Annotated in this window: 14 protein-coding genes and 1 pseudogene; 7 read left to right on the plus strand and 8 right to left on the minus strand. The window is 56.6% G+C overall.

Going from position 1 to position 12,497, the window contains the following annotated elements:
* Positions 1-20 precede the first annotated feature (20 nt).
* Entirely contained in the window at positions 21-293 is a 273-nt protein-coding gene (locus GSQ92_RS26065; RefSeq protein WP_159014524.1) for a hypothetical protein, read from the minus strand.
* A gap of 268 nt (positions 294-561) precedes the next feature.
* On the opposite strand from GSQ92_RS26065, the gene GSQ92_RS26070 reads away from it, so the two are divergent.
* The 3 genes from GSQ92_RS26070 to GSQ92_RS26080 all read left to right on the plus strand — a co-directional run bounded on the left by GSQ92_RS26070 (position 562) and on the right by GSQ92_RS26080 (position 2,951).
* Entirely contained in the window at positions 562-843 is a 282-nt protein-coding gene (locus GSQ92_RS26070) for a hypothetical protein (protein ID WP_159014525.1), read from the plus strand.
* A 200-nt stretch (positions 844-1,043) separates the two neighbouring features.
* Entirely contained in the window at positions 1,044-1,346 is a 303-nt protein-coding gene (locus GSQ92_RS31945) for a MarR family transcriptional regulator (RefSeq protein ID WP_371418599.1), read from the plus strand.
* A gap of 522 nt (positions 1,347-1,868) precedes the next feature.
* Entirely contained in the window at positions 1,869-2,951 is a 1,083-nt protein-coding gene (locus GSQ92_RS26080; RefSeq protein ID WP_159014527.1) for an STAS-like domain-containing protein, read from the plus strand.
* A 45-nt stretch (positions 2,952-2,996) separates the two neighbouring features.
* On the opposite strand, the gene GSQ92_RS26085 is transcribed toward GSQ92_RS26080, so the two are convergent.
* Positions 2,997-3,638 (minus strand): hypothetical protein, encoded by a 642-nt coding sequence (locus tag GSQ92_RS26085; protein ID WP_216856972.1) that lies wholly within the window; start codon positions 3,636-3,638, stop codon positions 2,997-2,999.
* 389 nt (positions 3,639-4,027) lie between these two features.
* Here GSQ92_RS26085 and GSQ92_RS31950 point away from each other — a divergent pair, with 389 nt between their 5' ends.
* Positions 4,028-4,249: a KTSC domain-containing protein gene (locus GSQ92_RS31950; RefSeq protein ID WP_159014529.1), complete on the plus strand. Its 222-nt coding sequence runs from the start codon at positions 4,028-4,030 to the stop codon at positions 4,247-4,249.
* A gap of 168 nt (positions 4,250-4,417) precedes the next feature.
* Here GSQ92_RS31950 and GSQ92_RS26095 read toward each other — a convergent pair whose 3' ends face one another.
* The 5 genes and pseudogenes from GSQ92_RS26095 to GSQ92_RS26115 all read right to left on the minus strand — a co-directional run bounded on the left by GSQ92_RS26095 (position 4,418) and on the right by GSQ92_RS26115 (position 7,611).
* The gene (locus GSQ92_RS26095; protein ID WP_159014530.1) at positions 4,418-4,750 is read right to left on the minus strand and encodes a hypothetical protein; all 333 of its coding nucleotides are present in this window, start codon (positions 4,748-4,750) and stop codon (positions 4,418-4,420) included.
* 45 nt (positions 4,751-4,795) lie between these two features.
* The gene (locus tag GSQ92_RS26100) at positions 4,796-4,990 is read right to left on the minus strand and encodes a hypothetical protein (RefSeq protein ID WP_159014531.1); all 195 of its coding nucleotides are present in this window, start codon (positions 4,988-4,990) and stop codon (positions 4,796-4,798) included.
* Positions 4,987-6,054 (minus strand): site-specific integrase, encoded by a 1,068-nt coding sequence (locus tag GSQ92_RS26105; protein ID WP_159014532.1) that lies wholly within the window; start codon positions 6,052-6,054, stop codon positions 4,987-4,989. The genes GSQ92_RS26100 and GSQ92_RS26105 overlap by 4 nt, the downstream gene beginning before the upstream one ends.
* 55 nt (positions 6,055-6,109) lie before the next feature.
* Positions 6,110-6,622: pseudogene (locus GSQ92_RS31210) on the minus strand (transposase); the annotation flags it as partial.
* Between the two features lie 737 nt (positions 6,623-7,359).
* Positions 7,360-7,611: a metal-sensitive transcriptional regulator gene (locus GSQ92_RS26115; RefSeq protein WP_216856973.1), complete on the minus strand. Its 252-nt coding sequence runs from the start codon at positions 7,609-7,611 to the stop codon at positions 7,360-7,362.
* 211 nt (positions 7,612-7,822) lie between these two features.
* Here GSQ92_RS26115 and GSQ92_RS26120 point away from each other — a divergent pair, with 211 nt between their 5' ends.
* Complete coding sequence (locus GSQ92_RS26120) at positions 7,823-8,584, plus strand: manganese catalase family protein (RefSeq protein WP_159014534.1); 762 nt, start codon at positions 7,823-7,825, stop codon at positions 8,582-8,584.
* A gap of 1,813 nt (positions 8,585-10,397) precedes the next feature.
* Here the strand turns inward: GSQ92_RS26120 and GSQ92_RS30475 are convergent.
* Positions 10,398-10,895, minus strand: a complete 498-nt coding sequence (locus GSQ92_RS30475) for a hypothetical protein (RefSeq protein WP_216856974.1) — start codon at positions 10,893-10,895, stop codon at positions 10,398-10,400.
* On the opposite strand from GSQ92_RS30475, the gene GSQ92_RS26130 reads away from it, so the two are divergent.
* Both GSQ92_RS26130 and GSQ92_RS26135 read left to right on the plus strand, forming a co-directional pair.
* Complete coding sequence (locus GSQ92_RS26130) at positions 10,878-11,183, plus strand: hypothetical protein (RefSeq protein WP_216856975.1); 306 nt, start codon at positions 10,878-10,880, stop codon at positions 11,181-11,183. The genes GSQ92_RS30475 and GSQ92_RS26130 overlap by 18 nt on opposite strands.
* Before the next feature lie 330 nt (positions 11,184-11,513).
* Positions 11,514-11,774, plus strand: coding sequence for a hypothetical protein (locus tag GSQ92_RS26135; protein ID WP_159014537.1), 261 nt, complete (start codon positions 11,514-11,516; stop codon positions 11,772-11,774).
* The last annotated feature ends 723 nt before the right edge of the window (positions 11,775-12,497 follow it).

A 12,497-nucleotide genomic window follows, 5' to 3' on the forward strand; every position in this document is an offset into this window, starting at 1 on the left:
GGCCCCCGGTTCCTCAGGGTCTACGGCGTTGGCGTGACTTTACCAGAGGGATCGACACTGAAGCGGCTCTCGCTTCCACCCTTGTTGCCCTCACCCATCCAACTACCGTCCTTCTCTTTCGTGAGGCCCGACATCATGCTGTATCCGGCGACGCCCGCGTCATAGAGTGCCTGCTGTTGAGTTACGCCGGTAGGGGCAGTTTTTCCCGGATCAGGCGGGTTCGATTGGGCTAAAGCTACAGCCGACGGAGCGACAAGCAGCAGTGCCGCGACGGCAAACTGAACGGTCCTCATAGAGCGCCTCCTGGTCGATCTGTTATCTCCGCGCCCTAGTGACGCGCGTATGACAGCTATTCCCGCGCGGGATGAATTGGAGGTGTAGCCACCGCCGAATTTTGTAACGAAGCCTCTCTCACAACTGGCACGCCCTGTCTCACCCAAGCGACGGACGCCTCTGTACTGGCACTGATAACGATGCCGTGATTATTCCATAAGGGCCACAAGCAAGCCGCAATCGCCAACTACCCACCTGTGCGTGTCGGGAGCTGCTTGGGATACGTATATGATGTTCGTCGAATGGATCAGACTGGAGATCGGCGACAACTCGCCAAAGGTCCTTACGCGGCGCCCCTGGCGCGAGCACAACTCCAAAGAGCAGTATGCGAAGGATGCCTTGAGCCAGGTCTGGGACTGGACTGGCTCAGTGGGTCCTCAGCCGTTACCTGATCCAAGAGGCCCTGCCGCCAGAGCCGAAGCCATAAGGTTCATAGATGACCGCGGCGTTGAGGTTTGGCGCCTCACCTACAAGGACGTATGGAACGCGCGCCACCCTATTAAGAAGTGACTCCCGCACCCTTCCACCTGCCCGTAACTCCTGGGCACAAAGCCGCGGGACTCATCGCCGTGACGTCACAAGACGCCAAGTAGCGAATAGGCAATTGTAACGGAAGGTTGCACTGTTCAATGGCGAGCAGAGAGAAATCGAAAGATAGTGAGGCTGAAAGTGACGCGCGCCTGTCTTGGTTCAGAGGGCGCATCTTGGCAATGGTGCGAAGCGAAGAACGCGACCTCTCGGCCAGGCAGCTCGGCATCCTTCTTACCTGCTATACTGCAGAGGCCCCGCAGACGGTCCGAGGACTGGCAGAAGCCCTGAGGATTCACAAGCCAGCCTTGACAAGAGCGGTAGACGTCCTCGTGCAAGACAAGCTCGCGCGTCGCCTAGCCGATCCGAGAGACAGACGTTCCGTGCACATCGAGGTTACGCCCACCGGCAAGACGTTCTGTAGAGGCCTGGGGAGCCCGCCCAAACCTAGTTCCCCTCGCGTTCCCTCAGAGACGCACGAATAGATTTTAAATACCAGCGAACCGGAAGTTCGCATTATGTTCCCAACATGGGCGACGATTTGGACGTAGGGGCTGCTAAGGGCGAGCGACGGCGGAAACGTGGGCAAGAAGCCTTGCGCGAGCCCCTAGGCAGATGGAGCGGCTGGCGGATCGTCGCACAATGCCCGAGCCCTTCATGTCCTAGGCCACGTGAGATACCGATCGATGACCTTATAGGAACGCTCGGCAATGCCAGGACGATCGGAACGGTCGTTCGGAAGCTTGTGTGTAAGAAATGCCATCTACCGCCAAACTGGGTGACTCTCGCGCATCACGTGGCACGCTATCCGCTGCTCGGAGACCGTCCGGCAGCCTGATGGTCTGGGTGGGACGCTGCGGGTTATCGCAGCGATAGGGCATCTTGACAGGCCAGCGGCGTAGCCTTTTAAACGGCTGTCGTCAGCCTTTACAAGTCTCAATTTTAACACGCTTAGCCTTTAAGAGGCAAGCCGTTAACCCTTATAAATTAGGATTTGGAGGTCCTGAATGGCCCGCAAAAGCCGGGAAAACCCGGAAATCCGAGAGTTCATACTTCAAAACGTTGCGGTCAACTCGGGGAACATTGCGGCTCTAGCCACCAAGCACTTCAACATCTCCCGCGTAGCTATAGCGGGGTATCTCACCCGCCTTGTCAATGCCGGGCTCCTGATTCCAAGCGGAACAACCTCGGGTCGCCGATACGAACGGAAACCTATCCATCATGAAAGGCATAGCTTTACCCTCACTAAGGATAGCTCTGAGGACGCCATATGGCGCTATCGCGTCTTGCCCCTTTTAGCCCAACAGAGTCCCAATGTAGTCGAGATTTGCCAATACGGCTTCACCGAAATTTATAACAACTGCATAGATCATTCAGCGAGCGTGGCAGCAACTATACTCGTGACAATCTATTATGATGAGATTCAGATAAGGATTCTAGATCAGGGGATCGGCATCTTTGAGAAGATAAGAAATCACTTCAATCTAGTCGATGCCCGCCATGCCCTTCTGGAACTCGCCAAGGGCAAGCTCACGTCAGACACAAAGAATCATTCGGGCGAAGGCATCTTCTTTACATCTCGGATGTTCAATCGGTTCAACATCTCTTCAGGACACTTATACTACGCTAGAGAAATAAAGTTCGATGACGAGTGGTTAATCGAAAACCACGACACTAACTATGATGTCCAAGGCACACAGGTCATGATGGCGATATCACCAAAGGCAACATGGAGTCGCCGCGAAGTCTTTGAGCAATATCAAGCTTCGGGGAATGTATCATTTAGAAAAACTCACGTTCCAATCAAGCTAGGGAAATACCCCAACGAGGAACTTGTTTCCCGTTCTCAGGCTAAGCGAATCCTTGCGAGAGTCGGCGCCTTTTCTGAAGTGATTCTCGATTTCGAGGGAATCATTGAGATAGGACAAGCATTTGCGGATGAGATTTTCAGAGTTTTCGCCAACAACAATCCCGACATACACGTCATATACGTAAGAACATCTCCTCAGGTTCAGACGATGATCGAATACGTACGACAGGCTGCAGTGATGGCGGAACGAAACCCACTTCTTCCCCGTAAGGCTACGTAGAGAGCACCCGATTATCGCCAAGGTTGATGCAGCGTATCATCGCAGTCACTGAGAACCTTTGATGGCATCGATAACGGTCCCCATACCTAGCTCTCGGGAGAACCCACCTAATACTCCAAGAGCTGGAACAGAATCGACCGCATAGATTGCCACTCCTAAAAGGCCCATGCGCATTGCATCTACCTGACGATCCGTAACGGCGGGCTGATTGGCAAGGTGGCAAGCCTCAGTTTGTAGGTCACTAACTGCATCTCTGAAATGGGAGAAGCCATATCCGACTAAACGCCGTTCGCTCAGCGCGGTTGAGATGATGTCAGTCGTCGATAGCGACGTATATCCATTTGCCTGCAAGGCTTTCGTTTCAACGGCTACAAAGGCGTTGAGTTTGCCAACATCGGAGACAGCCTGATGCACCTCACCCTCTGCGGCTTGATCTTTCTCCCCGGCTTTGATTACGACAGCTTCGAACGCAGGGTCGGATAGAAAGCGCGTTAGTGTTACACAAGCTAAGTTCATTAAGTCCTTTCTGGCGGCATCGCTAGCCAAGCCAGTAGGCGTATAGAAAGCTGCGTTTATGGTGTTCACTGCCTGCGAAAGATAAGCGAAGTCCGCCGCGATGGTGCTGTTTGAACCTAGAGCTACGGCGGTGAAGACGGCAACGCTCCCGATAGCCAGACGCCTCCGCATCGTCCGTCCCCTCACATACGCAATCCTTTATGGTCGGGAAGATAACGCCAGCAGCCTAGGCTTGTCGAGCATCTCGGCTAGAGCGGCATCGAAAGGTACTTTAGATACCCTTGCCCTAGGAACGCCGCATAGCTCGTCTGGCTACGAGACATACAACATGGCGGCATGATCCTGCACCGCCGCAGAACACCGGCTATGGGCAGTCGCAACAGCCCGTGGCGTTATCCGGCAGCGCCAGCATCTGAGGCCTATTTGTAGGTGCCGGTAGAGCCGAAGCCGCCCAAGCCGTTCTGCCGTGTTAGTCGTTTAGTAAAAGCATAGCCGTGTCCAGTAATTCATTAAGTGCGAGTTATCTTCCACATCTTACTACATCACTCCATCTCAAGACGATGCCCGCATTCCCGGTCTCCACGATCTCGCGCGCTGAATACGACGGCCAAACCCGCCAGCTGCAGCTGTGGTTCCGAGATACCTCGGAGCTCCTGACCTACGAAAACGTGCCCCAAACGGTGCACGAGAAGTCGCTGACTGCTGGCTCCAAGGGGCGGTACTTTGAGCTCACGATCCGCGGGCGCTATCCGTCAGAACGCCGCATCGATACACACAGCTGAGTGAAGACGCCGTCGACTCCATTTTGGAGCCCGCCAAAGCTCCTCAGCAGCCGTTCTTCACCAATCGCACGTTCAACACGCGATTCAGTCCTTATCGCGTGTTAATATGTTGGACCTGATATCAGCGATTCCGAGGCGAATCACCTTCAGGCCGGCTCAATCAGCCCATCAGACGACCTCCCAGCCAGCGTCTAGCGCTCCAGCGTGCAGTCTCGGGATGAATGTATTCTCGAAATAAAGCGCCTCTTTGTCGAGGCTCGGCCATGCCTCCCCGGCGAATCGAAAAGCAATCAGGTCTTTGAAAGCGTCTCGGTCAAAGATTTCGAGGCCGTACCCTGTTTCCCAGTAGAATTTCTTCACCATCCGCGTAAATGTCCGATCGGTCTCCACCAAAGTGGCCAGAGCCTCAGGGCTGGAGGGACGAATGTGCATATCCTTGACCAGCACTTCGGTTAGACGGTCCAAGATGGCCGCACTTAGGGGTTTGATAGTGCGAGGCATTTAATGTTCTCCTGACCCAACTGCAATTTCCCAAGATCCCAAGACTTACGCAGACCGAGCCGCGTCGAGCGGTACAAGCAGGCGCGCGATCACACCCCACTCCGGCAACTCGTCGTCGTGGCTTCGCGGCCGGCGGAGCTGCCATCCCAGCGATGTCAGTGCATCACGCTCGTTTGGCGAGAGCGCCGCTGTGCGGTCGAAGCGGGTGACGTCGAGAAGTGGTGCTGGTAAGGTCGTCATGCGTGGCCAGCCGGCTCGGCCGTGGCCAGCATGGCGACCCGCCAGTCATGAAGCTGTGCCATGCCGTGAGCGAGCTTACTGGCCAGCTCACGGCCGGACAAATGTATATACTGAAGCGTTGTTGCTGGATTACGGTGCCCAGCGAATGTGGCAATGGCATGTAGTTCCCAGCCAGCATGGGCGAGATCGGTGAGGCAGAGGTGACGTAGGGTGTGCGTGCCGAAGCGGGGTACTCCAGCAGCAACGGCGATCCGGCGGACAACTTTGGACCAGGTCCATGGGGTCAGCGGATCGGCGTGGTTGCGTCGCGACTCAGACAGGAACAACGGCCCCCGTGCTATGCTAATTCCTGCGCGGTGTCCGAGATAGGCGCGCAGAAGTTCACCGCTGACGGCCGAGTATGGCACCACCCGTTCTCGCCGGCCCTTCGTGGTCTCCGCTCGGATACGTAACAGTCTGTGCCCGGGATCGATATCGTCGGTGCGCAAGCAACATAGTTCCTCGCGCCGAAGACCCGCGTCGTAGGCGAGGGCAAGCATCATCCGGTTGCGGATCGGCTCAATTCGCGCCACATTCAGGATCTTCCGCCAGTCTCCTTCATCCGGAATCCAAGGCAGCCGCACTTCATGCGGAACCAAGCCGCGACGGTTGCCGCCCATGCGAGCGCTGGGTGCGTAACGGCCCCGTCCGACCGGGTTATTGTCACGCAAGCCCTCCTCGATAAGGTGGTCGTAAAACAGCCGGACCACGGTAAGCCGCTGCTGTATTGTGGCATTGGCTAGTCGCAGATTTGCACCAGAAGATGGGTCCCGACCCGCGCCGGCACGCTGCGGGGGACGCTGGGTTAGCTCACGGACGTAGCGGGCAACGTGATCTCGTCCGGCGGTAAGCGGGTCGGCCGAGCCTGCCGCGCAGAAGCTCAAGTATTCAGCAAGACCCCGGCAGTAGGCATCGAGCGTGCGCGGGGCGATACCGAGGGCCGATCGAATGCCAAGCCACGCGAGCACATTGGGCTCGGCGGCCAGGACAGGCCAGCGCTCGGCCAACGGAACGGTAATCGCCATGCCGCCTCCTACAATACGTCACGCTGGGCCCAAACTGATTCCAAGTAACATATATGAACAGCGCGAGTTGCTGATGGCCGTGAACGACATCGCAGGTATCGTTGATATCCAACGTCACCGCCGACGGCGGCTTGGCATAGCTGTCGCAGTAGAGGCCGACCATGATGCGCATCAGCCCAATCATCTCGCGTAGATCGGGGGCGTTCTCCCAGCGCGACATGGTCGGCTGGGATGGCAGGTCGCGACCGGTATCGGGTAGGCGTCCGCAGGCGAGCTTTAGTCCGGGATCGGTGCGCAGGTTATCGAGGTCGTCCGCATCCTCGTAGCCGCAGGCGATCGCTAAAATGCGGGCGCGCAATATGTCGGCCAAAGGATGCAGCACGCGTGCCGGGTCGCGATGATCGGGCATGGCCGCCGCCAGTCTCTCGGCCACCTTTAGCCGCTGCTCGGCGAGCGACAGCAGGACGACCCCGCCATCCGATGTCAGGCGCCCGCAGTCAAAGGCAGCGACGACTTTCTTGCGCCCGACGGTTGGCAGAGCCAAGGGCAGTATCGTATCTTCTTGCATGGCGGGTGACGCGCGCTCCGATCGTGGGAACCGGTTGGTCTCGACACCCAAACTGTAAACAGCATCAGCAGCTTACGCGACATCCGCCGCCGAATCGCAGCCATGCCGTGAATAAGTCGGGTTAGATGCTAAGGATTCCCTGCTTAGTCGCCGCAGATCGAGGCGTCTGAATCTCAGGTAGCGTTTGACAACTGGAGCAGGCGCTCCCATCTCCGGCCTATGCTCAGCGACAAGCGCTGTTATGGGATCATGGGCTGGCGACGTCCCTCTTTTTCATCTCAGCATTCACCAAGGGAGGGGGAAGGTTCAATAGCAAAGCATTGAGTTAGGGTCACCCGTATCTAAATGCAAGAAGGGGCTGATAGTCTCTGCCGTCCCGCTGAACGGGTTGCGTGCTTCCGACGAAATTTAGGTCGCAGTTGGCCTTGCTTTTCGAGGTATCAAGTGCAAGTCAGCAGTTTGCAGTCGCAGTTGGTTAGGCTCAAGCAGGACATCGCGGAACAAAAAAAGTTTATCCGAGAGCTGGGGCGTACTCAGCGTTATAAGGGGGTGCCTGAGGCACGGCAACGACTGAACGAACTGCAGCGCAAGCTGAAAGACATAAGAAGCAGAACGCGTCTATCACTCTCATGAGTCTGATGATCATCCCCATCGGCGCACGTTCGGAGCACGCCCTTGGCCATCTGACGAGGTGCCCGTTCTATCAACTGGATTGAATCGGCCTCCAGCAGCGAAACCTAGTTGCCGCGAAGAATTGGGAGCAGCACCTTCTCGATATCGCGCAAAGCATCAGCCCTTTTGAGGGTTCCGTCGGTTGCACGGTCAAGGCCTTCGCTGACATGTTGTGAAATCAGCAGTCGCATCAGACCACGCATGGCAGCCAAAATAGCGCGCGCCTGTTGCAACTCGTCCCCACAATAGCGTTCCTGCATGATCATCTGCTGTAGGCCTCGAACCTGCCCCTCAATGCGTCCAAGGCGTTGGAGCAAGGGGCCTCGTTCTTCTTCACTGCGATGCAGATATAACCACCGTCCTTGAAGCTCGACCTCATGATCTCGTGATACCCCTACCTAGTATATGTACTAGCCTCTGACTGCCGGTAGAGGCAAGGTCTTTTGCGGCGTCCTCGACGCTTTCGAAAAGTTCGAGGCATCAGGGTGAACGATCGCCCCGCAGGTTGTTTAACTTAAAGGAGACGTCATGTTCCTTCATCGCAAAGAACTTATTCACGCTGTAGACGTGGGTACGCCCGACGCTAAATTTGGGACATACCTGCTCGAGCAATTCGGGGGCGCCACTGGAGAGTTGACGGCCGCGCTTCAATATTGGGTGCAATCGTTCCACGTAGAGAACGCGGCAATCCGCGACATGCTCCAGGATATCGCCATAGAAGAGTTTAGTCATCTCGAGATGGTTGGGAAGCTAATCGCTCAACACACGAGCAAAATCGACCAGACGCCCATTCACGACGCACCTTTGTTCAAGCTGAAAGGCGGCGGACCTCATTTTCTTGATAGCCAAGGGAGTTGCTGGACTGCCGCTTATATTCAAGAAGGCGGTAACGTGGTCCGTGACTTGCGTGCTAATATCTCAGCCGAAGCCGGTGCGCGTCAGACGTATGAAGCTCTCATCAAGGCATGCGACGATGAAGGCACCAAGAAGACGCTAGTGCACCTGTTAACCCGCGAGATAACTCATGCGAAGATGTTCATGAAAGCACTCGATCAGATGGGCAAGTTGGACGATCCATTCTTCGGAAACGTCCCACCAGATGACACGGTCAAACTGGTCTTTAACCTGTCCCAGGGTGATGATGCTCGCGGTCCTTGGAATGAGGAACCCGATTTCAAATACATTGAGAACCCACAGCCAATGGGCGGAATGCCTCCGGCGCCGATTAATCCTGACGATGAGAAGACCGACTCCGCGATGCCGACCAAGGGGAGAAAGCCTGCGCGATGACATGATCTGAGGCTATCTTGAAGCGAGGAGGTGCTCAGCCACCTCCTTCGCGAGCAGGATCCTCGCCCGCAGTCGCTTGGCATCATTGTTGGACACCCTGTCAAGGCTCCGCAAGGGGCCCGCGAAGCGAGGGAACCAGTGAAGAGCGAAGCAGGCTAAGCTCCCGAGAACAGTAAACCATACCTGGCGGAACGACAGCAAGCATACTCCAGGCCATCTTGCTGAAGCTGTGACTACATTTCTTCACTAAATTCTGAGTCTGACAGAACACGTACCTGGGTAGGCGGCCTCGACCTTGAGCATTAGCCTCGGTACACCGGCCTACTCCAGCGACGTTGAAACGCTAGTAACAGACACCAAGGTCGGTGGTGTCCAAACGTCGCTACTGCGACCGCAGTAGCGGTTCACAGTCAGCGAACTCAACTGGACACATATAACTGCGGCCCACTCGTGCCCGTTCCACTCATTTTCGGCACTCACTGAGTAATCGCTATTGTATCTTGAAATATGCGACATCGGCTTCCACAACTCAAGTGGACATAAAAGGCTTATGCTTGCGCAAAGGATGAACGCTATGATCCTCCGTTTCGAGAAACGGCAGTCCTTCCGCTTCCAGCAGAATAAGCCGCAACGCGCCATATTCAGGACCTGATCCGTCCTGGCTCAAGAAGTCCAAGGCGTCTATGTCGATAGACTAACTGCCAACGGTCACCATTGGAGCTCCTGCAGCATTCTTGGAGAAAAAGCCACAGCCAACTCGCTCAGGCTTCACCGCCTAAGTAGCGACCTATCTGGGGAAGGTAGCCATCGCTCGCGAAGTGCGGCCCAAATCACGTCCGCGAGCCTCACTCCCGCGTGACAGGTCTTGCCATCACTCCGCCGACGTTCCTCTAAGGCAACGGGACACCGTGTGACCACGGCATCGCATCAGCCCAACACGCCGTCGTCTTCAAGGACCTGCCGATCAGCATCATCGGCCGCCGTCGCTGTCGAGAGCGCGGCGGAAGCATCATAGCTTGGGGATTTGATGAGCACCGGAACAAAGAACAAGGCTAATGCAGCAACGAGTTAACGTCATTGGGCGGTCGACTACTTGAGGTACCAACAGCCGAAGAAGGTAGCTTCGACGGGCACGTTTGGGTGCGACGTTAGTGCGTTGCATATAGCCGAGCCCGGCGCACCGCCGGGTGCGAACGTCATCTTGCCCACATTGTAGAGTTCGACCCTTCGACCACTCCAAGCCCCGGTCATGTTGATGATGGTGCTGCCTGTCCCAATGATCCTAATAGCGGAGTAACCTCCGTTCAAAGCAATTACGGACGCGTTCTTTCGGGTGAAAAGTTCCGTATTGACGGGGGTGTTGTCCGTGACAATGCTGTTGGAGGTAGGATTATTGTTGATTGGGGTGTTGAGGCCAGAGAAGTCGTTGTCCGATATATTCCCATTCGCGTTCGAACCGGCGAGATTGACACCGGTCAGCGAGTTGGTTACGAACCCGGCGCAAGCTTCGGACACGCGGTTTCCGCGGATGATGAAGTTGCTGACCCCCCGCGGACAAATAGATAGCGCTGCCGGCGCTAGCGTTTCCACAGATCTCGCTATCTTGAATTGTAAAGTCGCTGACACCAGAGTGCACCTCCACCGCGTTTGTGCGATTGTTGAAGATCCGCATCCCTAGGAAATGTAGTCCACTCACAAGTCCACCCGCTGTGTTCTGAATGAGAATGCCGACACCGGATGAGCTGGAACTCCAACCGCCATCTGCCACCAGGCCTCTGATTACGGCCGTTGAAGCAGCGGTATCAATCGTCATCTAGGCGACGCTGTTAGTGTCACCATAATGCGAGGATCCAAGCGTGGACCATTCGATGGTCTGGTTGGAGCCGGCCTCTAGCTTTGTTCCAGTCTTGGCAAAAAGGAAGTCATCTTGCGCAAGGAACAATCCACCGGCGTCTTGGACCAGCAGATCAGCATCGGCTGGATTTGCCTGATCTGCGGCGATCGTTGACCCTGTGATCCGGGCATCCACAGTCGCCGCCGACCTCGTGTAGTAGCCTACGCGAATGCCATAGCAGCCCGAGCCACTGACACCATTGATGTAAGTGTCCTCGACGGTCTGCGTGTTGCCACCCAACTCGATGCCAATACAGGCACCATTGATCCATACGTTGCGAATAGCGGCGCCGTGGCGGGCCTGGTGCAGCCGCCCGATTTCCGGCCCGGCTTCGCGCTTCCGGCGGGCGCGGCTCCCCAGGTCGCCTATGTCTGGAAAACCGAGGAAAAAGGGTCGGACGTGAACCTGGGCGTTCACCTGGTGCGCGATGCCTTTACCGGCGCATTCGATGAAGCGGCTGTCCTCACGAATGACACGGACCTGATCGAGCCGCTGCGGATCGTCACGCAAGAGGCCGGGAAGCCGGTTACGCTGCTGACGCCGGTCAATCAACCGTCTGTCGGCCTGGTGAAGGCGTCAACGCGGGTCCGCCATATCGTGCCGTATCTTGGCCCGTGCCTGTTCCCCGACACGCTGCAACTGGCAAACGGTCGGACTGTCACCAAGCCGCCCGGCTGCGTGCCGCCGCCAGTCGAGCCAGTATAATTGAGAGCCGCATTGATTGCGGTCGCATCATCTGTAGCACCATCACATTTGGCGCCGTAGGCTCGGATGTCGAAAGCGCGATTGCTTAGCGCCGAAGTGGCGACGCCGCCGGGCGCGTCCGGAAGTCGGCTCCCTCGTTGGCTTCGGCATGCTGAGCATAATGCTGCTCGTGCTCTTCGTCCTGATGAGCGACTGGCGGGCCTTATTTGGCTCTAGCGAGGCCAGGACCGCCCTTACCAGGCAGGGTTACGTTTCGTAACAACTCCTAGTCGGGCCGCGACGGCGATTCCGCGCTACCTCATTTCTACTCGTAGTGGGACGAAACAAACGGTGCGTCTGGAATTTCGAGAGGCCTTGTGGTTCGTCGCCGACATCTTCCTGGGGTCATCCGACCTAACAGGTGGCCAGGAGGATGAACCTGGCAGCCGTCGTAGCGCTTTGGCTGCGGTCATCTTCCTTTTGCTGTTTGCTCTGGTCAGCCTTCACGTCGTTCACGTTCTGAAAAAAGTCGATGCGCTTCAGGATTGCGTCATGCAGGGCCGGACGAACTGCGTGCCTAGCCGCCACTACTTTAATGCGCCGCCCCCATAGGGCGACCATATCTCGGACATCCTTCAATGGCCCTCATAGTATGAAGGGCATCCCCAAAACACAATTCCACGCAGGGGGCTGAACTATCCTAAAAACTTTCAGCAGGGGGGCCATGACATACTCAGGAGCCCGCTCGACCCATCGTGTTTTCTTCCCGCCAAAACCGACGGGTAAGCTACGACTTCACAGCCTGAAGCGCGCGCCATGGAAAGTTCGCCCGAGACCCTAGCCTCAGAGCTCTGGAATCTCGTCCATGTGGCAAGGCTACCCATGCGCCAGGCCTCCGCTCGCCTTGGGCTATCGGTGGCAGTCGCCTATGAACTGCTCGCGCGGGAGAAGCGCCGCCGGGAGGTGCAGAACCTGAAATGGCCTGTGCAAATTTCGCCCAATCCCAAGACTAGGCCGAGGTGAGACCGTCGAATTGGCCCATCCCGCAGCTGCTCTGCGCACCAGGCCAAGCATTGCCGTTACTAAATTGATTTGATCGGCGCATGCCAAGCGGCGGCAGGCCTTCCCAAGTTCGTTAAGAACGGGAGCGGGCAACCATGTCTAGCCGCTCACTGATGAGGTAACAGCGGCCATTTCGATTGGCGAGAATAGGCAGCCAACGACGGCATTTCTCCCTGCAGCTGTCGTCAGGTAAAGCGTATCCATCCGCCGGTGGCCGCCTGGCGTTGGTATGATCGAGCGCGCTTAAGGTCGTCCTTATGAGTGCGCATAAGG

Origin of the sequence: Acidisoma sp. S159 (assembly GCF_009766125.1) — a bacterium.
Taxonomy (GTDB): domain Bacteria; phylum Pseudomonadota; class Alphaproteobacteria; order Acetobacterales; family Acetobacteraceae; genus Acidisoma.

What these genes read in the sequence shown, in the direction of transcription:
- GSQ92_RS26080 (WP_159014527.1), top strand. Translation starts at nt 1,869, where the DNA reads ATGGCCCGCAAAAGCCGGGAAAACCCGGAAATCCGAGAGTTCATACTT.
- GSQ92_RS26065 (WP_159014524.1), bottom strand. Translation starts at nt 293, where the DNA reads ATGAGGACCGTTCAGTTTGCCGTCGCGGCACTGCTGCTTGTCGCTCCG.
- GSQ92_RS26085 (WP_216856972.1), bottom strand. Translation starts at nt 3,638, where the DNA reads ATGCGGAGGCGTCTGGCTATCGGGAGCGTTGCCGTCTTCACCGCCGTA.
- GSQ92_RS31950 (WP_159014529.1), top strand. Translation starts at nt 4,028, where the DNA reads ATGCCCGCATTCCCGGTCTCCACGATCTCGCGCGCTGAATACGACGGC.
- GSQ92_RS26095 (WP_159014530.1), bottom strand. Translation starts at nt 4,750, where the DNA reads ATGCCTCGCACTATCAAACCCCTAAGTGCGGCCATCTTGGACCGTCTA.
- GSQ92_RS31945 (WP_371418599.1), top strand. Translation starts at nt 1,044, where the DNA reads ATGGTGCGAAGCGAAGAACGCGACCTCTCGGCCAGGCAGCTCGGCATC.
- GSQ92_RS26105 (WP_159014532.1), bottom strand. Translation starts at nt 6,054, where the DNA reads ATGGCGATTACCGTTCCGTTGGCCGAGCGCTGGCCTGTCCTGGCCGCC.
- GSQ92_RS26120 (WP_159014534.1), top strand. Translation starts at nt 7,823, where the DNA reads ATGTTCCTTCATCGCAAAGAACTTATTCACGCTGTAGACGTGGGTACG.
- GSQ92_RS26100 (WP_159014531.1), bottom strand. Translation starts at nt 4,990, where the DNA reads ATGACGACCTTACCAGCACCACTTCTCGACGTCACCCGCTTCGACCGC.
- GSQ92_RS26070 (WP_159014525.1), top strand. Translation starts at nt 562, where the DNA reads ATGATGTTCGTCGAATGGATCAGACTGGAGATCGGCGACAACTCGCCA.